This window comes from Micromonospora sp. WMMD812 (assembly GCF_027497215.1).
Taxonomy (GTDB): Bacteria; Actinomycetota; Actinomycetes; order Mycobacteriales; family Micromonosporaceae; genus Micromonospora.
Window position 1 is genome coordinate 365251 of sequence record NZ_CP114904.1, and the last position, 19726, is coordinate 384976.

A 19726-nucleotide genomic window follows, 5' to 3' on the forward strand; every position below is an offset into this window, starting at 1 on the left:
TGAATGATGGGCATGACCGTGTTGCGCACCCTGAGCCTGCTCGCCGCGACGGTGACCATGGGGCTGATGGCCGGCCTCTTCACCGCCTTCGCGTACGCCGTCGTGCCCGGCCTGGCCCGGGCCGACGACCGGACGTTGGTCGTCGCGATGCAGCGGATCAACGAGTCCATCCTGAACGGCTGGTTCCTCGTCTGCTTCTTCGGCGCGCTGGTGTTCACCGGCGTGGCGGCGGCCCTGCACCTGGGCGGCGGGTGGCGTGGCGTGCTGCCGTGGATCGCGGCGGCGCTGCTGCTCTACCTGGTCGTCCTGGTGGTCACCTTCGCGGCCAACGTGCCGCTGAACAACGCGCTGGCGCAGGCCGGCGACTCGGACCGGCTGACCGACCTGGCCGCGGTGCGGGAGCGGTTCGCGCCGGCCTGGATCCGATGGAACGTGCTCCGCGCGGTCGCCTCCACCGCCGGGTTCGCGGTGCTCACCTGGGCCCTCGTGGTGCACGGCAGGATCTCCGGCTGACCGCCACCCGGGCCGGGGCGGGCGGCGCGCCGCCCGCCCCGGCCGCTCAGAACTCCTGGTACATGACGTGCAGGCCCACCCGGCCGAGGGTCGGGTGGCGGAACGCGCCGGGCACCGTGCCGACGACGCGGAAGCCCTCCCGCCGGTACAGGTCGACGGCCGACCGGTTGGTCTCGACGACCGCGTTGAACTGCATGCCGGCGTAGCCCTGCCGGCGAGCCCAGGCCAGGGCGTCCTGGCACAGCGCGGTGCCGACACCCCGGCCTCGCGCGTCCGCCGCCACCATGAAACTCGCGGTGGCGACGTGCGACCCGGGTCCGGGACGGTTCGTGCCCATCTTCGCGGTGCCGAGGACCCGTTCGCCGTCCATCGCCACCGCCGTCCGCCCGGGCGGCGCCTCCACCCACATGCAGTACGCCGCGTCGGCGGTCAGCGCCGGGTCGTACGGGAACGTCTCCTGCGCCCGCACCACCTCCTCGACGATCGGCCACACCTGGTCCCAGTCCTGCGCCGCGAACTCCCGGATCTGCACGGCGGCGATGCTAGGAAGGCGGCCTCCGTCCGGCAACCGGGTTTGCGGATCAGGCCCGGCCGAGCGCGGCGAGTTCCGCGTCGAGCAGCGCGGCCCGGTCCGGGTGGCTCTCCGGGTTCATGCCCCGGCTCGGCATCTCCACCGTCATCAACAGGTAGAGGTACAGCCGGTAGAGGCTGAGCCGGCGGCGGGCGGCGCCGTCCAGGTCGAACGGCTCGGCGGTCCGGTAGCCGCGCAGCGTCTGATGGTCGGGCTCGTCCTCCGCCCGGCGCCCCAGCAGCGGGGAGACCAGGTCCATCAGCGGGTCGCCGTACAGGTACCGCTCCCCGTCGACCAGCCCGCTCAGCCGCAGCCGGCCGTCCGGGGCGGGCGCGGCGAGGACGTTGCCGTCCCAGCAGTCGAAGTGCAGCAGCGCCGGCCGGCGTACCGCGTCGAGCAGCGGGCCGTGCCGCCGGACCAGGGCACGGACCCGCTCCGGCGGGACCGGCAGCCGGACGTTCCAGTCGGCCGCGTCGGCGAGCAGCGCGTCCACCATCGCGGCGTACGCCTCCCGCCAGGTCGACCCGGACGGACGGTCGCCCTCGTAGCCGAACCGGTCGCCGGTCACCCGGTGCAGCGCGGCGAGCGCCCCGCCGAGGTCGTACCGCGCCGGGCCGTCGGCCACCCCGTCGGCCGCCAGGTCGGCCAGCGAGCGGCCGGGCAGCAGGCCGGTGACCAACCATTCGCCGTACGCCGGGTCGACGCCGTGATGCAGCACGGGTGGCACCGGCACCCGCGGGGCGCGGTCGGCCACCAGGCGGAAGTAGCGGTCCTCCGCCGCGCACAGGCCCCGCTCGTAGCGGAGCAGCCGCAGCGCGTCCGGCGGGGCGACCTTCAGCACCACCCGGCGGTCGTCGTCGAGGCGTACCCACCAGACGGCGGCGAACCCGCCACCGTGAAGCGGCCCGCAGTCGGCGACCGCCGCGGCCGGCCCGAACGAGGCGCGGATCAGCCGGGACACGTCCTCGGACGTGATCGCGCGTTGGGTCGGGCTGACCACGTTCACCCGGCACCGCCCGGCCGGCGCACCCTCGGGTTCCGCGACACGCCAGCCACGTTAGTACGCCCGTGGCCCTCCGCGCGGCCCCGCGAGTCCGCCGGCCTCCCCGGCGTGGACCTACCACCGTGGACGGACGCGGTCCTGTCGGTGCCCGTCCCTAGACTCCGCCGGCATGGTGATGGTGAGGTTCGTCGACGAGACCACCGCCGGCTCCCGGGCCGACGCGTGGCACCTGGAGATCTTCGAGGAGCGGCTGCCGCTGCGGGAGCTGATCCGCCGCCGGGTCTTCCAGGAGGTGGCCGAGTACAACGCCCGGCAGCCCGAGGTCTTCCGTGGCCTCGTCCAACCCGGCGACGCCGAGCGGACGCTCAACGGCTACCGGCTGCGCAAGCCCCGGCGGGTCGACGCCGAGGAGCAGTTCACCCGCGCGGTCGAGGCCTTCGGTCGCAACGGCTTCGTGGTGCTCGTCGACGACCGGCAGGTCGACCAGCTCGACGCCGAGGTGCAGCTGCGGGCCGGCACCGAGGTCTGCTTCCTCAAGCTCGTTCCGCTGGTGGGTGGCTGATGACCACGTTGTCGTTCTACCCGGAGCGGGTCGCCGCCGTCCGCCACCACGCGGACGGCGACGACGTCGCCGCGCTCGTCGCGGAACTGGCCGAGATCGCCCGGCTCAACGGCGGCCACTGGGGTCACGACGGCCGCAAGGTGACCGACGTGCTCGACGCGCTGCCCGACGACCGGCGTGCCCGGCTCGCCACCGCACTGGTCGACCACCTCGAGGAGTCCGATCCGGGCGACGGGGCGTCGCTGACCGCCCTGCTGACGATCCTGGTCCGGCACCTCGGCCCGCTCGTCTCCCTCGCCGACGCGCGGCGACTGCTCGACCTGGCCGCGCGGCAGTGGACGTGGTGGCCGGCCGACCAGCTCGGCGTGCTCGCCCGGCTGGTGTACAAGGCCGACGGGACGTTGCCGGGTGCCCTCGTCGGCGTGCTGCGCCGGACCGTGCTGACGGGCTACCAGAGCACCGGCGCGCTCAAGGACCTCGTCGGCAAAATCCGCGAGCCGCTGCTCAACCCCGGCGAGGCGTGGGCCGACCGGTTGCTGGCCGAGCTGCCCGGGCTCGGCGACGGCGGGCCGGACCTCGTGTCCCACGCGCTGACCGCGACGGCCGCCCGGCCCACCGCCCGCTGGGAGCGGCAGGCCGGCGCGCTGCTCGACCGGGTCGGCGCCGATACCTACCGGGACGCCGCGCTCGGCTGGCTGGCCCTGGTCGGTCGGCCCCGCACCGCGCCGGTGCAGCCGAGCCTCTACGGCTACGACGTCGCCCAGGCGTACGACCCGCACAACGCGACCGCCCTGCGTGGGCTCGTCTGGCTGGTCGCCCTCGCCGCCGACCGGGCCCGCGGCGGTAGCCCGGACGCCGACACCGCGCGCGAGCTGGGCCGGCTGGTGGAGACCTCGCTGCGCAAGGTGCCCGGGCTGGGTCCGCGCAACCCGAAGGTCGCCAACGCCGCCGTCTACGCGCTCGCCCGGCTCGACGGCGAGCACGCCCTGGCCCAGATCGCCCGGCTCACCTCCCGGGTCACCTACAAGGGCACCCTGAAGGAACTCAACGCGGCGCTCGACCGGCGGGCGGCCGCCCTCGGCCTGTCCCGCGCCGAGGTCGAGGAGCTGGCCGTGCCCACGTACGGCCTCACCGCCGTCGGGCGGCGGACGGAGACGTTCGGCGCGGCCACCGCGGAGCTGGTGGTGCGGGGTGGCGCGGTCGCCCTCCGCTGGTGCAACGCCGCCGGCCGTCCGGTGCGGACGGCGCCGGCCGCGGTGCGCCGCGACCATCCGGACGAGCTGCGGGAGCTCAAGGCGGCGGTCAAGGACGTCGAGAAGATGCTGGCCGCGCAGGCCGAACGGCTGGACCGTCAGTTCCTCGCGCGGCGGCGGTGGCGGTACGACGCGTGGCGGTCGCGCTACCTGGACCACGTGCTCGTCGGCACGCTCGGGCGACGGCTGGTCTGGCAGGTCGACGGGGTGCCGTGCGGGTACGCCGACGGCGCCCTGCGTACCGTCGACGACACGCGGCTCACGCCGGCCGACGACGCCGAGGTGACGCTCTGGCACCCCATCGGCCGGGACGTCGCCGAGGTGCTGGGCTGGCGTGAGTGGCTGGAGCGGCACGCCGTCGTGCAGCCGTTCAAGCAGGCACACCGGGAGGTCTACCTGCTGACCGCGGCCGAGGAGCGCACCGGTGTCTACTCCAACCGGTTCGCCGCCCACGTGCTGCGTCAGCACCAGTTCCACGCGCTGGCGGCGGTGCGCGGCTGGCGCAACCGGCTACGGCTGATGGTCGACGACACCTACCCGCCGGCCAGCCGGGAGCTGCCCGAATGGGGGCTGCGTGCCGAGTACTGGGTCGAGGGCGCCGGCGACGAGTACGGCGTCGACAGCACCGACTCGGGCGCCTACCTGCGGGTGGTGACCGACCAGGTGCGCTTCTACCCGCTGGACGCTCCGGAGAACAACGCGCACGCCGGCGGTGGCGGCTACGAGCAGTGGCTCCGGCCGGGGGCCGGTCCGGTCGCACCGCTGCCGCTGGACCAGATCCCGCCGCTGGTGTTGAGCGAGGTGATGCGCGACGTCGACCTGTTCGTCGGGGTGGCCAGCATCGGCAACGACCCGACGTGGCAGGACGGCGGTCCGGCCGGGCGCTACCGGGAGTACTGGCAGTCGTACGGCTTCGGTGAGCTGTCCGCCACCGCGGAGACCCGCCGAGACCTGCTGGGCCGGCTCGTGCCCCGGCTGGCCATCGCCGACCGGTGCCGGGTGGAGGGACGTTTTCTGGTGGTCCGGGGCGACCTGCGCGGCTACCAGATCCATCTCGGGTCGGGGAACATCCTGATGACCCCCAACGACGAGTACCTCTGCATCGTGCCGCAGCAGTCGGCGGCCGCCGGGACCGGTGAGGTGTTCCTGCCGTTCGAGGGCGACCGGATGCTCGGTGTCATCCTCAGCAAGGCGATGCTGCTCGCCCGGGACACCGAGATCACCGACCCGACGATCCTCTCCCAGCTGCGCCGCCGGTGAATTCGATCGCCCCTGCCCAAGCGGCGGGGCAGGATGGCCCGCACCGGCCGGCCCGGCCGGTGCCCGACCCTCCAGCAGGAACGGGAGACCTGGTGTTCGCGCTACCCCTGACCACCGACGTCGAACTGCGTCCGCTCGACCCCTGGCGGGCCGACGAGTTCCTCGCCAACCTCGACCGGGCCCGCGAGCACATCGCGCCCTGGGTCTCGCCGTCCTTCGTGGCCACCGACCTGGCGTCCGCCCGGGCGGTGCTCCAGCGCTACGCCGACCGCTGGGCCCGCGACGCGGGCGGCATCTGGGGGCTGTGGTGGCAGGGCACTCTGGTCGGCGGGGTCATGCTCGTCTCGTTCGACACCACCCAGGGCGTCTGTGAGGTGGGCTGCTGGCTGGAGCCGGCCGCCGAGGGGCGGGGCATGGTCTCCCGCGCGGTGCGCCGGATCGTCGACTGGGCGGTGCGGGAGCGCGGCATCCAGCGAATCGAGTGGCGGACGAAGCCGGACAACCTACGCAGCATCGCCCTGGCGCGGCGGCTCGGCCTGCGCCACGACGGCACGCTCCGGCAGGTCTACCCCGGCCCGGCCGGACGGATCGACATCGAGGTCTGGTCGGTGCTGGCCGACGAGTGGCGGGCCCGCTCAGACGCCGGCGAGCACCCCGTCGAGTGACCGCGGCACCCGGTCCAGGTCCAGCGCCTCGACCAGCAGCCGGGCGTACGCGCTCTTGCGCCCGGACCGGGTGCCCAGGAAGCGGCGCAGCTGGGCCGGGAGGGCGCGCTCCTGCTGGGCCGGCTGCCGCTGGAAGAGCCGGAACGAGCGCAGCTCACCCTGGGCGGCCAGGACCTCCTGCACCCCGTCGACGCCGACCGCCCGGATCAGCTCGTCCTCGAGGTCGGCGACGCAGACGTGGAATCCCAGGCCGGCCATCGCGTCCCGGGACAGCTCCGCGCCGAGGCCGGCCCGTTCGAGGCCACGCCGGACGAAGCCCTCCTCGGCGTGGTCGTAGAGACCGGCGAGCCGCAGCCCCCGCCCGGCCGGGCCGAGCCGGTCGAGGTAGTGGCCGACGTTGGTGACGCCGCCCATCGGCAGCACCCGCACGCCCTCCGCGGCCAGGTCCCGGCCACGCCGGACGGCGAGCGTCTCGACGGCCGCCTGGTCGCTCACCCCCTCGACCAGCACCACCGTCCGCGCGTCCAGCCCGGCGATCGCCTCCAGCAACACGGGGACACCTCCGTTCTCCCGGCCCATCATCGCGCGGCCGGGTCCGCCCGCCCAGCGCGCTTGCGCCTCCGCCGGCGGCGCCCCGGGGCCGGCCGGCCGTACCAACGCCCGCGAGGTCGTCGGCGACGGCGGTAGCCTCCGATTCGGCCACGCACGACTGGGCCGCCGTGTCGTGGCGGGTGAACCGGTGGGCCCGCCGGATCACCCGCCGGACGCGGTTCAGCGCCGGCTGGTCCGACGCTTCAGGGTGCGCTCGTAGTCCTGGAACCGGGCCTTCGCGATCACCGACCGGTCCGCCGAGCGGAGCACGATCCCCTCGGCGGCGCCGGCCGGGCCGTCCAGCGGGACCAGGGTTCGGGGCGACCGGTCGGTGAGGTACGCGTGCATCTTCTCGACCTCGCGCGGCAGATCGTCGGCGGCGACGGTGTCCAGCCGGGGCACGGTCGCCAGTCCGAGGACGGAGGCCCGCCCGAGCAGGTCGTCCTCCGACAGGAACCGCTGGCCGCCGCCGTCCCGCCAGGCGGCGATGCGCTCGGCCGGCCAGTCGAGCAGGGCCGCCGGCTCGTCGAGCACCGCCACGTCGAAGAGCCGGTGGCCCACCTGTCGGCTGCCGGTGTAGTTGCGCGACGCCGCGGTCACCTTGCCGCCGTAGACCTCGAGGTAGAAGACGGTGAGTCGCTCGTCCGCCGCGGCCGCGCCCACGGTCTCGGCCACCGGACGCAGCGCGTCGACGATGCCGAGCGCCGGGTTGCCGATCAGATCGCCCCGGGCGTACAGCAGTTCCTCCCGGCTCCCGATGAGGTACGACCCGTCAGGCAGCACGACGATCCGGCCGTTCGTCCCGTCGATCTTCTCGGTGAGGGTGACCGGCCCGGTGAACTCGACGCACTCCTCGAGCAGCCCTCCGTTGCGAGGGTCGAGGCGGTGGTACGTCGGGATCGACGGGTACTTGGTCATCGAGTTGATCGCCTTGAGGTCGACCGTACGGAGGTCGATGCTGGACACGGCACTCCTCATCACCGCTAGGGACCGTCGGCGCCCCACTGGGCGCCGACGTTGGGCGGGCAGCGTAACCCGCCCTCCCCGCCCGGCCGCGCGAATTGTTCCGTCTGGTGCGGAGGCGTCAGGGCACCACACCGGTCAGGGCAGCGCCTTCAGGAAGGGGCCGTGCTGAAGCCGGAATTCCCAGCTGTAGTAGCGGTCCCAGTTGATCGACCAGGTCATCAGGCCCCGGAACGCGGGGTTGGCGCCGCTACGCGGGGTGTAGGCGCCGCAGCCCTGGCCGCGGACCAGGCAGGTGACGGCGGCCTGCACCCCGGCCGGGGCCAGGTAGCCGTTGCCGGCGCTGACCGAGGAGGGCGCGCCAAACGCCACCTGGTCCTCGCGCAGCGGCGGGAACACCGCCGCGGAGTTGCCGGCGACCGGGAAACCGGCGAGGAGCATGTCGGTCATCGCCACGTGGAAGTCCGCGTTGCCCATCGTGTGGTACTGGTTGTCGAGCCCCATGATCGGGCCCGAGTTGTAGTTCTGCACGTGCAGCACGGTGAGGTCGTCGCGGAGCGCGTGGATGACCGGCAGGTACGACCCGGCGCGCGGGTCCTGCCCGCCCCACGGGCCCGGCCCGTAGAACTGGTAGCCGAGCTGCACGAAGAACGTCTCCGGCGCCATGGTGAGCACGAACCCGGCGCCGTAGCGCTGCTTGAGGGTGCGGATCGCCGCGATCAGGTTGACGATCACCGGGGTGGTGGGATTGCGGAAGTCGGTGTCGCCGGCGTTCAGGTAGAGCGAGTGCCCCTCGAAGTCGATGTCCAGTCCGTTCAGCCCGTACCGGTCGATGATCGCGGAGACCGACCGGACGAAGGTGTCCCGGGCCGCGGTGGTGGTGAGCTGTACCTGCCCGTTCTGGCCGCCGATGGAGAGCAGCACCTTCTTGCCCTGCTGCTGCTTCGCCCGGATCGCCGCGGTGAACTCGGCCTCGGTCTCGACGCCCGGGCACTCACTGGCCGGGCAGAGCTGGAAGCGGATGTCGCCGGAGGTCACCGAGGTGGGCTCGCCGAAGGCGAGGTTGACGATGTCCCAATCGGCCGGCACGTCGGCCATCCGCAGGTAGCCGGAGCCGTTGGCGAAGCTCGCGTGCAGGTATCCGATCAGCGCGTGGCGGGGCAGGCCGGTGGCCGGGGGAGTGGTCGGCGGCGGCGTGGTCGGCGGCGGCGTCGTGGGTGGGGGTGTGGTCGGCGGTGGCGTCGTGGGTGGGGGTGTGGTCGGGGTGCCGCCACCGCACGGCGCGCCGTTGAGCGTGCAGTCGGTGGGCGAGCCGGAGCCGGTGGCGAGGAAGCCGAAGGAGACCGAGGCTCCCGGGGCGACGGTGCCGTTCCAGGACCGGTTGGTGAAGGTGTGCCGCTGGCCGGAGCTGCTGACCGTGGCGTCCCAGTAGGAGCCGAGGGTGGTGCCGGCGGGCAGGGTGAGGGCGACCTGCCAGCCGTTGAGCGTGCCGGCGCCGCCGTTGGTGATGGTGTACTTCCCCTCCCACCCGGTGCCCCAGTCGGCGGTCTTCACGAACGTGGCGGTCGGGCCGGCGGCCTGCGCCGGCGCGGCCAGGGTGAGCGTCGCGGTGGCGGCGGTGGCGAGCGCCGCGACGGCGGCGAGCAGCAGGGTGCGGGCAGGACGACGCATCCGGACCTCCCGGTACGAGTGCCGTCGGATCGACGGATGCACAATTATTAGGATTGTTAACTGTAAATGTCCAGGGGTTGCCATGGCCCTGTTTCCGCCGTGCCGGGCAGCGGTCCGGGCAGCCGTGCCGTGCGGCGCCCGGCGTGGCCGTTCGGTCCTCCGACGGCGGTCGTCGTGCGGGGCGGCGGTCGGCGTGGTCGGTGGGTCGTGCGGGGCGGCGGTCGGCGTGGTCGGTGGGTCGTGCGGGGCGGCGGTCGGCGTGGCCGTTTCTGTCGTACCCGGGCGGGAGCATCCATTCATGGCTGTCCCCGCGCTGCCCCCTCGATCCGACCAGCCACGCGCCCTGCCGCTGCGCGAGGTGCGCACCCGGCTCACCCAGCTCGTCGCGCTGGCCGAGGCCACCGACACCGTCACGGTCGTCACCCGGGACGGCGACCCCCGCCCGGTCGCGGCGATCGTGCCGGCCGGCGCCGCCCGCACCTTGGCGCAGACCCGTGCCGACGCCGACCGGCTGGCCACCGTCACCGCCGGCTGGGCCCGCCGCCTCGACGAGCTGCACCGGCAGAGCAGTCGCCGGCACGCCGACGAGCTGCGCGCGGTCCGCGCGGCCCTCGCTCAGGCCTGGGCCGAGCTCGACCGGCGGGCGGCGCCGGGTGGCGACCCGGTGCTGGCCCGGCTCCGAGCCGCCCACGCCGACCTGCTCGCCGACTGATCCACTCATCCGTCCGGCGTCGCGCGGCCCCGCCCTTCCGGTCCCGCGCGGACGCGCATGGGTGACCACCTGCCGACTTGATCCCGTGAGTGGTGCCGTGCCGGCCCTCGGGGCTGACGCCTGCCGGCCCCTGTGGTGGGCGCCCTGCCGACCTGTCCGCGGCAGTGGCCGACCCGAGCGATCGGCGTCGTGCCGGCCCGTGTGATTGGCGTCGTGCCGACCCGTGTGATTGGCGTCGTGCCGACCCGTGTGATTGGCGTCGTGCCGACCCGTGTGATTGGCGTCGTGCCGACCCGTGTGATTGGCGTCGTGCCGACCCGTGTGATTGGCGTCGTGCCGACCCGTGTGATTGGCGTCGTGCCGACCCGTGTGATTGGCGTCGTGCCGACCCGTGTGATTGGCGCCGTGCCGACCGTGTGATTGGCGCGCCGTGTCGACCCCTAAGCATGGCGCTGTGCCGACCCGCATCGGTGCCGCCGCCGTACTCGGCGATTGGCGCGGATCGGTCGGGAAGATCAACTCCGTTGGGCCGATACGGCGGTGTCCCGCTCGGTCGGATACCGCCATATCGCCCCGCTGGTGTCGATCAAGCGGCTGCCGGCTCGATCCCCTCGATCTCCGGGCGTCGAGTGTCGGCTGCGGCATCACCGGACTGGCCGGGCCGCCCGCACCCGGCGCCCAGGTCGGCTGGGCAGGCCGCTCGCGCTGGCTGCCCGGGGCCGCCCGCGCCCGCCGCCTGCGCCGCCGCTCGCGCCCGCCGCCCGCGTTTGCTGGCCGGGCCGCCTGCGCCCGCCGCCCGCGCCCGCCGCCCGGACGCTGGGCCCAGGCGGCCCGGTGCGGTCAGCAGTTGCGCAGTTCAGGCGACTGGTTGAGCAGTTGACCACGGGGCGAGATGAACGCCCGGTACGTGGCCGAGTCGACCGCCGCCGGCTGGAACGCGGCCACCCGGTGGCAGTTCTGGAAAGCCAGCCGGACACCGAAGTGCCGCTCCAGGCCGCCCCGGATCGCGTCGCTGGCCAGGGCGCGCAGCAGTTGCCCGCGGTCGGCCTCGGTCGCCGGCGGCTCGATGTTGTCGGCGTGATCGGCTCCGCTGGCGTGGAGTTCGGCGACCACCCGGCTCACGGTCTGCCAGGCGTACGGCAGCGACTCCCGGACACAGGCGACGAAGTCGGCGTCGTCGACCGGGCCGCGTTCGGCGGCGTCGAGCAGGGTGGGTGACACGGTGAGGGACATGCTCATCCTCCATTCGGAAACGAAAACCGTTGCCACCAACGGTCTGGGGTCGAGCAGACCACGAGGTCGGGGCGGGGTCAACAGTGGACCGGCGCGCCGACTGCGGACACGCCGACGGTCGGCGCGGGAGGGGCGCGGCCGGCGCGGTTGGGCCGAGATCGCTCGGCGCGGGAAGGGCGCGGCCGGCGCGGACGGGCGAGGTCGCTCGACGCGGGAGGGGCGCGGCCGGCGCGGACGGGCGAGATCGCTCGACGCCCCAATGGGCCGGGTGCGGGCGGTATCGAAGGATCTCGGAGGTGCGGACGGCCGGGTCAGCCGCGGCGGGGCCGGCCCTTGAGGTGCCGGCCCAGCTCGCGGGCGATCTCCCGGTTGGCGTCCCGTTCGGCGAGGGCCTGCCGCTTGTCGTACGACCGGCGGCCCTGGGCCAGCGCGAGTTCGACCTTGGCCCACCCGTTGTCGAAGTACATCGACAGCGGCACGAGCGTGATGCCGCCCTCCCGGGTCTTCGCCAGGATCCGTTCGATCTCGACCCGGTGCAGCAGCAGCTTGCGGGTCCGCCGCGGTTGGTGGTTGGTCCAGGTGCCGAAGCCGTACTCGGCGATGTGCAGCCCGTACAGCATGATCTCGCCGTCGCGCTCCTGGGCGAACGCGTCGGCCAGCGACGCGCGCCCCTCTCGCAGCGACTTGACCTCGGTGCCCATCAGCACGATTCCGGCCTCGTACGTCTTGAGCACGGTGTAGTCGTGCCGCGCCCTCTTGTTGGACGCGATCAGCCGGCGCTCGGGCTGCCTGGAGCTCACCCGCCCGAGGATATCCGGCGACCGGGTCGGAGTTGGGCGGCCGTGTCGGTCAGGAGGGGCAGCAGGGCGGCCACCGACGGGGAGTGGTGCCGGTGGGCGACCGTGGCGGCGTACACCCGCCGGGCCGGCGCGTCGTCGGCGTGCAGCCGGAGCAGGGCGAGGTCGGCCGGGGTGGCCCGGACGGCGAGCGCGGGCACCAGCGCGACGCCGAGGCCCGCGGCCACGCAGCCCAGCTTGCCGGTCCAGTCGGCGGCGACGATGTCGATCCGGGGCCGGAAGCCCGGCGGCATCGTGGCGCGCATGAACGGGTCCGCCGCGTCCCTGGACCCGGCGATGAAGCTGTCCCCGGCCAGCTCGGCCAGGCGGACCCTGTCCCGCGCGGCGAGCGGGTGCCGCCGGGGCACCGCGACCAGCAGGCGCTCGTCCAGCAGGTGGTGCAGGGCGAACCGGTCGGCGTCCAGGGGCTGGTCCGGCGGGGCGCTGACCACGGCGAGGTCGGCGTCGCCGGCGAGCAGTCGCTCCAGCAGGGCGGGGGTCAGCCCTTCGACCAGGGACAGGGCGACCGCGGGGTACGCGGCGCGGTACGCCGCCAGCGCCCGGGGCGCCAGCGCGGCCATGGCCGTCGGGAAGGCGCCCACCCGCAGCCGGCCGCCGCCCAGGCCGCGCAGCGCGTCCAACTCCCGGCGGGCGCTGGTCAGGCGGTCGAGCACCGCCTCGACGTGCGGGAGGAGATGCCGGCCCTCGTCGGTCAGCGTCACGCCGCGGGGCAGCCGGTCGAAGAGCACCACGCCGAATTCCGCTTCCAGCGCGGCGATCTGCCGGGACACCGCCGACTGGGTGTAGCGCAGCTCCCGGGCGGCGGCGGTGATCGACCCGTGCCGGACGACGGTGCGCAACACGTCGAGCGCCTCGATCTGCACGGGATCAGCCTACGCCGAGTCATGCGGCGCACGCATGGCCGCCATGCCCAACATTCGCTGGTCGCATCGGCTGCTGGCGCCTACGGTCGGCGGCATGACAGAGATCGCCGTACTCGGCACCGGCCGGATGGGCACGCCGATCGCCCACCGCCTGCTCGCCGCCGGCCACCCGGTCACGGTCTGGAACCGCACCGCCGCCCGCGCCGAGCCGCTGCGTCGGGCCGGCGCCCGGGTGGCCGCCACACCCGCGGAGGCCGTCCGCGGCGTCCACCTGGCCGTCACGATGCTCACCGACCCCGCCGCCGTCGACACCGTCCTGTTCGGGTCCGACGGCGCCGCGGCGGCCCTGCCCCCCGGCGCGTGCCTCGTCGAGATGTCCACCATCGGGCCGGACGCCGTGCGCGCCCTCGCCCGCCGGCTGCCCGACGACGTGCACCTGGTCGACGCGCCGGTCGGCGGGAGCGTCGACGCCGCGGCGGCCGGTCGGCTCCGGATCCTCGCCGGCGGCCCGGCCGCGGCCGTCGAGCGGGTGGGCCCGGTGCTCGCCGCGCTCGGCACCGTACGCCATCTGGGGCCCACCGGCGCCGGCGCGGCGGCCAAGCTGGTGCTCAACACCGCCCTGCTGGTCGGGGTCGCCGGTGTCGCCGACGCGTTGTCCGTGGCCCGCGCCGCCGGGGTGGGCCGGGAGGCGGCGCTCGACCTGCTCCGTGAGGGACCGCTCGGCGCCGCGGTCGCCCGGGCCACCGCCGTCGACGCCGACTTTCCGATCGCTCTCGCCGGCAAGGACCTCGGCCTCGTCCTCGGCGACCTGGCCGGGACGGCCGTTCCACTGGTCCGGGCGGCCCAGGCGGCACTGGCCGCCGCGCCCGACCCGGCCGCCGACATCGCCACCCTCACGACCCCTGCCCTCCTCAGCACCCTGGAGCACCTGTGAAGCTGACCCTCGACAACCCGGACTCTGTCGCCGCGCCCTTTGGGGACCGGTTCGCCCACGTGGCCCGCGTCGACCTGGCCGGCGGCGCGCTGCTGGTCCTCGCCGGGCAGGTCGGTGTGGACGACGCCGGTCGGCTGGTCGCGCCGGGCGAGGTCGTCGCACAGTCCGAGCGGATCTTCGAGATCGTCGCCGGGCTGCTCGCCGCGCACGGCGCCGGCCTGGCCGACGTGCTGCACATCCGCAGCTTCCTCACCGACCTCGACGACCTGCCCGGCTACGCCGCCGTCCGTCGCCGGCTCTTCACCGGCGCCCTGCCGCCGGCCAGCACCACGGTCGAGGTGAGCCGCCTGTTCCTGCCCGGCGCGGTGATCGAGGTGGAGGTCACCGCCGCAGTGCCGGCCAGGCCACGCTGACCGGCGACCGCGCCGGCGCGGCACCCGCCCCGGTGAATCCGTCAGCCCGCGGCGGACGGGGCGCGCCGGCGCGGCTCGATCAGCCGCCGCCGGCGCGGAGCCGGCCGGCCAGCTCGCGGATCGCGTCCTCGAACCGCTCGTCCGACTCGCACGGCCAGTGGCCGTGAATCGGCGGCGGCACGACGTCGCTCGGTGGCGGCACCACGTCGCTCGGGTCGATCATCCGCCGGTCGACCGCCGCCGCCGGATCGTCCGGCGCGGTCGGATCCCCGGGGCGGTGCGGGGCGAACAACCAGCCGCCGATGTGGTCGGTGTCCCGCCACAGGTTGATCCACCGCCAGCCGACCCGCCGGCCCACCTCACGGAGGATCTCCTCGTCGACGTACGCGGGAAAGAGCCGGGCGTAGAGCCGGCGGAGCGGGGTGCCGTAGGTGAGCAGGGCGACGCGGTCGCTCACCCCGTCCGGCAGCTGTAGCACGGTCGCCGCGAGCAACACCGAGCCGTGGCTGTGCCCGGACAGCACGACGGCGTCGCCCCGCCCGACCAGGTAGGTGATCCGCCGGGTCAACTCGGGCACCGCCCGCTCGGCGTAGCACGCCGGCGCGAAGGGGTGGGCGGCGCGGGGCCAGAACGTGCCCAAGTCCCAGACCACGCCGACGTACCGGCGGAACTCGGCGGTCCGGTAGGCGAAGATGCCGCCGATCAGCAGGGCGAGCAGGAGTGCCGCGATCACGTAGCTGCCCACGCCGATGAAGAAGTTCACCAGGTCGCCCGGTATCCCGAGCAGGCGGTTGACCACGTCGGCCGGGTAGTGCCCCATCAGCCCGAAGACGCTGGTCGCCAGACCCAGTGCGACGAGCGTCGCGTACACCACGGTGAGCGACTCGAGCCGGTCGGTGAACCGGGCCCGGGCGATGGTCCGCTGGACCTGCCGCAGCCGTGGCGCGGCCTCGGGCGGCGCGTCCGGGAAGTCGCGGGCCGCGATCTCGGCGCCGGCGCGTAGGCGCGCCGGACGGGAGATGAGGGTGACCAACCCGGCGGACGCCAGGGTGGTGGCCACCGCCACAACGAATCCGAAGATCGCCCACTTGTACGCCAGTGGGGGGCTGGTCATGATCCGCTCCGCGGTGGGCGCATGCCGGTCGAGCATGTCGGCGAACCGGTAGACCAGCTCGGACGAGAACGCCACCGCCAGCCCGGTGGAGACGGCCGCGACCGTCGCCGCGCCCCGCCCGCGCAATGGCCGCCGCCGCGGACCCGGCTGGCGCAGCACGGAGAACGCGATGGCGGCCAGCAGCGCGGTCTGGGCGACGAAGATGCCGGCCACCGTCGCCCCGTACCGGGGCAGGCCGTGGTGCTCGGGCCACGGCGCCGAGTCGAACACGACGACGGCGGCGACCAGCACGGTCGTCGCGCCCGCGGCCGTCCGCAGGCCTCGGATCAGCCGGTCCACCCCCGGCCCCGCATCCGGGCGGTCGATCAACGGGTGAGCGCAGACCACCGCCAGGCAGGCCACCAGGATCGCCCCGACCAGGACCGCCAGCACGATGGTGACCACCGAGGGGCTCGACCCGATGCGGGCGGCGAGCAGGCTCGCGTCGAGCGTCCCGAACGCGGCCGCGACGTGGATCGACCGCAGCCGGCCGACGAACGGCTCCGCGTCCCACTGGCCGATCGCGCCGAGCTGGAGCGCGTTGTCACGGCTGGGCGGAGGCGCGCGGAACGTGGCGAACGGCTTGCCGGGTCGCGCCCCGAGCCACCACACCACGCCGATGGCCGCCACCGGGACGAGGGAGAGCACGGCGAGGCGGAGCCCCACCGGTCGCCCGCCCAGCCACGACAGCCACTCCCGTTCGGCGAGGCAGGTCGGGCTGGCCATGCAGCGCCAGGCGATCAGGTCCAGCGCGACCCCGACGATGGACAGGACGTAGAGCGCGGTCAGGGTGAGCCCGAGCACCCGGCAGAGCGCCTTCATCCCCCAGCGCCGGCCTGCGCTTCGTGGGCGCATCCAGACCGCCACGTTGCAGAGCATGAACGGCAGCATGAAGACCAGGGACAACGTCCGCACGGCGGTTCCGGACGGCAGGTCGCTCCAGCGGTACGCCTCCGGGATGACGCCGTCCGGGCCGGCGCTGTCCGGGTAGCCGGGACGGGGCCGGTAGAACCCGCCGCTGCCGTCCCCGGCGACCTGGTGCGCGTGCGGCCGGTCCAGCACCTGCTCGGCGGTGGCCCCGGAGACCCCGTGTACCCGGAGCTCCACGACCGCGCCGGGCGGCGCGGGCCCGGTCGACGACCCTGACGTCTCCGGCATCGGCCCCCCGAGGTGTCCGCGCAGCCCGACACGGGTCGCTCGGCCGGGCCGGCGCCCGGCCCCGGTTACCCGCCAGGACGCGAGCCAACCGCGCCCTCCCGTGAGTCTCACCCGCTGGTGGGGAAGGTGCGGCCGTCGTGGTGGAGGTGGTTTCATGGGCGCCATGGCGAACCCGGTGATCCTGACCATCGACGACGACCCGGTGGTCTCCCGGGCGGTGGCCCGCGACCTCCGGCGCCGGTACGGCGACCGCTACCGGATCGTGCGGGCCGGGTCCGGTCCGGAGGCGCTGGACGCGCTGCGTGAGATCAAACTGCGCGGTGAGCGGGTGGCGCTGCTGCTGGCCGACTACCGGATGCCCGAGATGACCGGGATCGAGTTCCTCGAGGCGGCGATGGACCTCTTCCCGGCCGCCCGGCGCGTGCTGCTCACGGCGTACGCCGACACGGACGCCGCGATCGAGGCGATCAACGTGGTGGACCTCGACCACTACCTGCTCAAGCCCTGGCACCCGCCCGAGGAGAAGCTCTACCCGGTGGTCGACGCCCTGCTGGAGGCCTGGGCGGCCACCCCGGAGGCGGAGCCGACCGAGATCCGGGTGGTGGGGCACCGCTGGTCCGCCCCCTCGTTCAAGGTCCGTGACTTCCTCGCCCGCAACCTCATCCCGTACCGCTGGCTGCTCACCGACGACCCGGAGGGGGCCCGGCTGCTGGCCGCGGCCGGCGCCACCGAGGCGGACGTGCCGCTGGTGGTGACGGCCGACGGCAAGACGCTGGTCGCCCCCACGCCGGCCGAGCTGGCCGGCGTGGTCGGGCTCACCGTCGAACCGACCACCGACTTCTACGACCTGGTGGTGGTCGGCGGCGGCCCGGCCGGCCTCGGCTCGGCGGTGTACGGCGCGTCCGAGGGACTGCGCACGGTCCTGGTGGAGCGCCGGGCCACCGGCGGTCAGGCCGGGCAGAGCAGCCGGATCGAGAACTACCTCGGCTTCCCCGACGGCGTGTCCGGCCTCCAGCTCACCGACCGGGCCCGCCGGCAGGCGTTGAAGTTCGGCGCGGAGCTGTTGAGCACCCGGGAGGTGGTCGGCCTGTCCGAGGCCGGCGGCGCCCGGCTGCTGCGCTTCGGCGACGGCACCCAGATCGCCGCGCACACCGTGGTGCTGGCCACCGGCGTCTCCTACCGGGTGCTCGACGCTCCGGGGCTGGCCGACTTCACCGGCCGGGGCGTCTTCTACGGCTCCGCCGCCACCGAGGCGCCGAGCTGCGCCGAGCAGGACGTCTACATCGTCGGCGGGGCGAACTCCGCCGGGCAGGCGGCGGTGTACTTCTCTCGATACGCCGCCAGGGTGCACCTGTTGATCCGGGGCGCGGACCTCACCGCCTCGATGTCGCGGTACCTGATCGATCAGCTGGAGCGGATCGACCGGATCACCGTGCACCCGCACACCCAGGTCGTCGCCGGCGCGGGTGGCGACCACCTGGAACGGCTCACGCTCTGCGACGGGCGCACCGGCGAGCAACGCACCGTCGACGCCTCGTGGCTGTTCATCTTCATCGGCGCGGAGCCGCGTACCGAGTGGTTGGACGGGGTGCTGACGCGGGACGCCCGCGGGTTCATCGTCACGGGTCCCGACCTGGTCAGCGGTGGGCAGCGACCACCGGGCTGGTCGCTGTCGCGCGACCCGTACCACCTGGAGACCAGCCTGCCGGGCGTCTTCGCCGCCGGCGACGTCCGCGCCGAGTCGGTGAAGCGCGTCGCGTCCGCCGTCGGCGAGGGCGCCATGGCCGTCTCGCTGGTGCACCGTTACCTGGAGGCGCAGTGACCACCCCGACGGACCGGCTCCCCCCGGACGAGCTGCGCACGCTCTTCCTCTTCGAGTCCCTCGACGCCGAGCAGCTGGCCTGGCTGGCCGAGCACGGCCGGGTGGAGCAGCGCGCCGGCGGCACCGTCGTCTACGCCGAGGGCGAGGCGGCCACGTGCTTCTTCGTCCTGCTCCGCGGCGCGGTGTCGATGACCCGCCGGGTGCACGGCGACGAGGTGGAGGTCAACCGCACCGACCAGCGGGGCGTGTACGGCGGGGCCACCCAGGCCTACCTGGACGAGCAGAGCGAGCAGCTCTACCGCAACACGCTACGGGCGATCGTCGACTCGGAGTTCTTCGTGCTACCGGCCGAGAGCTTCGCCGAGGCCGTCCGCTCCTGGTTCCCGATGGCGATGCACCTGCTGGAGGGCCTCTTCATCGGCATGCGGACCAGCCAGACCATCGTCGGCGAGCGGGAGCGCCTGCTGGCGCTCGGCTCGCTCTCCGCCGGGCTGACCCACGAGCTGAACAACCCGGCCGCCGCGGCGGTCCGGGCCACCTCCGTGCTGCGCGAACGGGTGGCCGGCATGCGGCACAAGCTCGCGATGATCGCCGACGGTCGGCTGGACGGCCACCGCCTGCACAGCCTCGTCGAGTTGCAGGAGGAGGCGGTCGCCCGGGTGGCCGCGGCGCCGAAGCTGAGCCCGCTGGCCGCGTCGGACGCCGAGGACGCCCTGACCGACTGGTTGGACGAGCACGGCGTGGGCGGAGCGTGGGACCTCGCGCCGACGCTGGTCGGTGGCGGGGCGGACATCCCCTGGCTGGCTCGGGTGAAGGCGTCGGTCGGCCCGGCCGACCTCGAGGCGGCCGTCCGCTGGCTGACCTACACCGTCGAGACGGAGCTGCTGATGCGGGAGATCGCCGACGCGGTCACCCGGATCTCCGGCCTGGTCGGCGCGGCCAAGCAGTACTCCCAGCTGGACCGGGCGCCGTTCCAGGTGGTCGACGTGCACGACCTGCTCGACGCGACGCTGGTGATGTTCAAGGCCAAGATCTCCGCCGGGGTCAAGCTGGTGAAGGAGTACGACCGGGACCTTCCGCCGGTTCCGGCGTACGCGGCGGAGCTGAACCAGGTCTGGACCAACCTGATCGACAACGCGCTCGGCGCGATGGGGGAGAAGGGCACGCTGACCGTCCGGACCGGCCGGGACGGTGACCAGATCGTCGTCGAGATCGTCGACACCGGTCCGGGGATCCCGCCGGAGGTGCGCCCGCGCATCTTCGAGCCGTTCTTCACCACCAAGCCGGTCGGCACCGGCACCGGCCTCGGCCTGGACATCTCGTACCGCATCGTGGTCCACAAGCACCACGGCGACATCCGGGTGGAGAGCGTGCCCGGCAGCACCACGTTCCGGGTGCTGCTGCCGCTGACCGCCGACGAAGCGTCCACGCCGGACCCGCGCACGTCGCCTTGACCTCCAGTGCGCTCGAACTCCTAGCGTCAGGCGCACGCCCGGCGGGTCCGCCGCCGGCGTGCGATCGACACCAGG

Annotated in this window: 19 protein-coding genes; 10 read left to right on the forward strand and 9 right to left on the reverse strand. The window is 74.3% G+C overall.

The genetic code is table 11. The features are described from left to right. The first annotated feature begins 12 nt into the window (after positions 1 to 12). On the forward strand, positions 13 to 513 hold the full coding sequence (locus O7603_RS01590) for an anthrone oxygenase family protein (protein WP_281573871.1): 501 nt from the start codon (positions 13 to 15) through the stop codon (positions 511 to 513). 46 nt (positions 514 to 559) lie between these two features. Here the strand turns inward: O7603_RS01590 and O7603_RS01595 are convergent, their stop codons facing one another. Both O7603_RS01595 and O7603_RS01600 read right to left on the reverse strand, forming a co-directional pair. After that, positions 560 to 1045: a GNAT family N-acetyltransferase gene (locus O7603_RS01595; protein WP_281573872.1), complete on the reverse strand. Its 486-nt coding sequence runs from the start codon at positions 1043 to 1045 to the stop codon at positions 560 to 562. 49 nt (positions 1046 to 1094) lie between these two features. After that, on the reverse strand, positions 1095 to 2090 hold the full coding sequence (locus O7603_RS01600) for an aminoglycoside phosphotransferase family protein (protein WP_281573873.1): 996 nt from the start codon (positions 2088 to 2090) through the stop codon (positions 1095 to 1097). Positions 2091 to 2256: 166 nt separating this feature from the next. On the opposite strand from O7603_RS01600, the gene O7603_RS01605 reads away from it, so the two are divergent. The 3 genes from O7603_RS01605 (at position 2257) to O7603_RS01615 (ending at position 5827) form a co-directional block, all read left to right on the forward strand. Further along, a complete protein-coding gene (locus tag O7603_RS01605; protein ID WP_281573874.1) occupies positions 2257 to 2649 on the forward strand; it encodes a hypothetical protein in 393 nt (130 codons plus the stop codon). After that, positions 2649 to 5162, forward strand: coding sequence for a DUF4132 domain-containing protein (locus tag O7603_RS01610; RefSeq protein ID WP_281573875.1), 2514 nt, complete (start codon positions 2649 to 2651; stop codon positions 5160 to 5162). The genes O7603_RS01605 and O7603_RS01610 overlap by 1 nt, the downstream gene beginning before the upstream one ends. A gap of 92 nt (positions 5163 to 5254) precedes the next feature. Continuing rightward, positions 5255 to 5827 carry a GNAT family protein gene (locus tag O7603_RS01615; RefSeq protein ID WP_281573876.1) on the forward strand — a complete coding sequence of 191 codons (573 nt, stop codon included), beginning with the start codon at positions 5255 to 5257 and terminating at the stop codon, positions 5825 to 5827. Here O7603_RS01615 and O7603_RS01620 read toward each other — a convergent pair. The 3 genes from O7603_RS01620 to O7603_RS01630 form a co-directional block, all read right to left on the reverse strand. Continuing rightward, positions 5798 to 6379 (reverse strand): TOPRIM nucleotidyl transferase/hydrolase domain-containing protein, encoded by a 582-nt coding sequence (locus O7603_RS01620; protein ID WP_281573877.1) that lies wholly within the window; start codon positions 6377 to 6379, stop codon positions 5798 to 5800. The two genes, O7603_RS01615 and O7603_RS01620, sit on opposite strands and share 30 nt — an antisense overlap. 219 nt (positions 6380 to 6598) lie before the next feature. Continuing rightward, positions 6599 to 7384 (reverse strand): RNA ligase family protein, encoded by a 786-nt coding sequence (locus tag O7603_RS01625; RefSeq protein WP_281573878.1) that lies wholly within the window; start codon positions 7382 to 7384, stop codon positions 6599 to 6601. Positions 7385 to 7519: 135 nt separating this feature from the next. After that, positions 7520 to 9052 carry a cellulose binding domain-containing protein gene (locus O7603_RS01630; RefSeq protein WP_281573879.1) on the reverse strand — a complete coding sequence of 511 codons (1533 nt, stop codon included), beginning with the start codon at positions 9050 to 9052 and terminating at the stop codon, positions 7520 to 7522. A 298-nt stretch (positions 9053 to 9350) separates the two neighbouring features. Here O7603_RS01630 and O7603_RS01635 point away from each other — a divergent pair, with 298 nt between their 5' ends. Then, positions 9351 to 9764, forward strand: coding sequence for a type II toxin-antitoxin system Phd/YefM family antitoxin (locus O7603_RS01635; RefSeq protein WP_281573880.1), 414 nt, complete (start codon positions 9351 to 9353; stop codon positions 9762 to 9764). Between the two features lie 135 nt (positions 9765 to 9899). Beyond that, the gene (locus O7603_RS01640) at positions 9900 to 10184 is read left to right on the forward strand and encodes a hypothetical protein (protein ID WP_281573881.1); all 285 of its coding nucleotides are present in this window, start codon (positions 9900 to 9902) and stop codon (positions 10182 to 10184) included. A gap of 420 nt (positions 10185 to 10604) precedes the next feature. Here O7603_RS01640 and O7603_RS01645 read toward each other — a convergent pair whose 3' ends face one another. The 3 genes from O7603_RS01645 to O7603_RS01655 form a co-directional block, all read right to left on the reverse strand. Further along, a complete protein-coding gene (locus O7603_RS01645) occupies positions 10605 to 10997 on the reverse strand; it encodes an SCO5389 family protein (RefSeq protein WP_281573882.1) in 393 nt (130 codons plus the stop codon). Between the two features lie 311 nt (positions 10998 to 11308). Beyond that, complete coding sequence (gene smpB / locus O7603_RS01650; RefSeq protein WP_281573883.1) at positions 11309 to 11797, reverse strand: SsrA-binding protein SmpB; 489 nt, start codon at positions 11795 to 11797, stop codon at positions 11309 to 11311. After that, entirely contained in the window at positions 11794 to 12717 is a 924-nt protein-coding gene (locus O7603_RS01655; RefSeq protein WP_281573884.1) for a LysR family transcriptional regulator, read from the reverse strand. The genes smpB and O7603_RS01655 overlap by 4 nt, the downstream gene beginning before the upstream one ends. Before the next feature lie 94 nt (positions 12718 to 12811). Here O7603_RS01655 and O7603_RS01660 point away from each other — a divergent pair, with 94 nt between their 5' ends. Together O7603_RS01660 and O7603_RS01665 are read left to right on the forward strand one after the other, a co-directional pair. Further along, positions 12812 to 13651 (forward strand): NAD(P)-dependent oxidoreductase, encoded by an 840-nt coding sequence (locus O7603_RS01660; protein WP_281573885.1) that lies wholly within the window; start codon positions 12812 to 12814, stop codon positions 13649 to 13651. Next, positions 13648 to 14064, forward strand: coding sequence for a RidA family protein (locus O7603_RS01665; RefSeq protein WP_281573886.1), 417 nt, complete (start codon positions 13648 to 13650; stop codon positions 14062 to 14064). Before O7603_RS01660 ends, O7603_RS01665 begins: the two co-directional genes overlap by 4 nt. A gap of 79 nt (positions 14065 to 14143) precedes the next feature. On the opposite strand, the gene O7603_RS01670 is transcribed toward O7603_RS01665, so the two are convergent. Beyond that, positions 14144 to 16375: a hypothetical protein gene (locus O7603_RS01670; protein ID WP_281573887.1), complete on the reverse strand. Its 2232-nt coding sequence runs from the start codon at positions 16373 to 16375 to the stop codon at positions 14144 to 14146. Between the two features lie 154 nt (positions 16376 to 16529). On the opposite strand from O7603_RS01670, the gene O7603_RS01675 reads away from it, so the two are divergent. After that, complete coding sequence (locus O7603_RS01675) at positions 16530 to 18197, forward strand: FAD-dependent oxidoreductase (RefSeq protein WP_281573888.1); 1668 nt, start codon at positions 16530 to 16532, stop codon at positions 18195 to 18197. Next, the gene (locus O7603_RS01680; RefSeq protein WP_281573889.1) at positions 18194 to 19651 is read left to right on the forward strand and encodes an ATP-binding protein; all 1458 of its coding nucleotides are present in this window, start codon (positions 18194 to 18196) and stop codon (positions 19649 to 19651) included. The genes O7603_RS01675 and O7603_RS01680 overlap by 4 nt, the downstream gene beginning before the upstream one ends. The last annotated feature ends 75 nt before the right edge of the window (positions 19652 to 19726 follow it).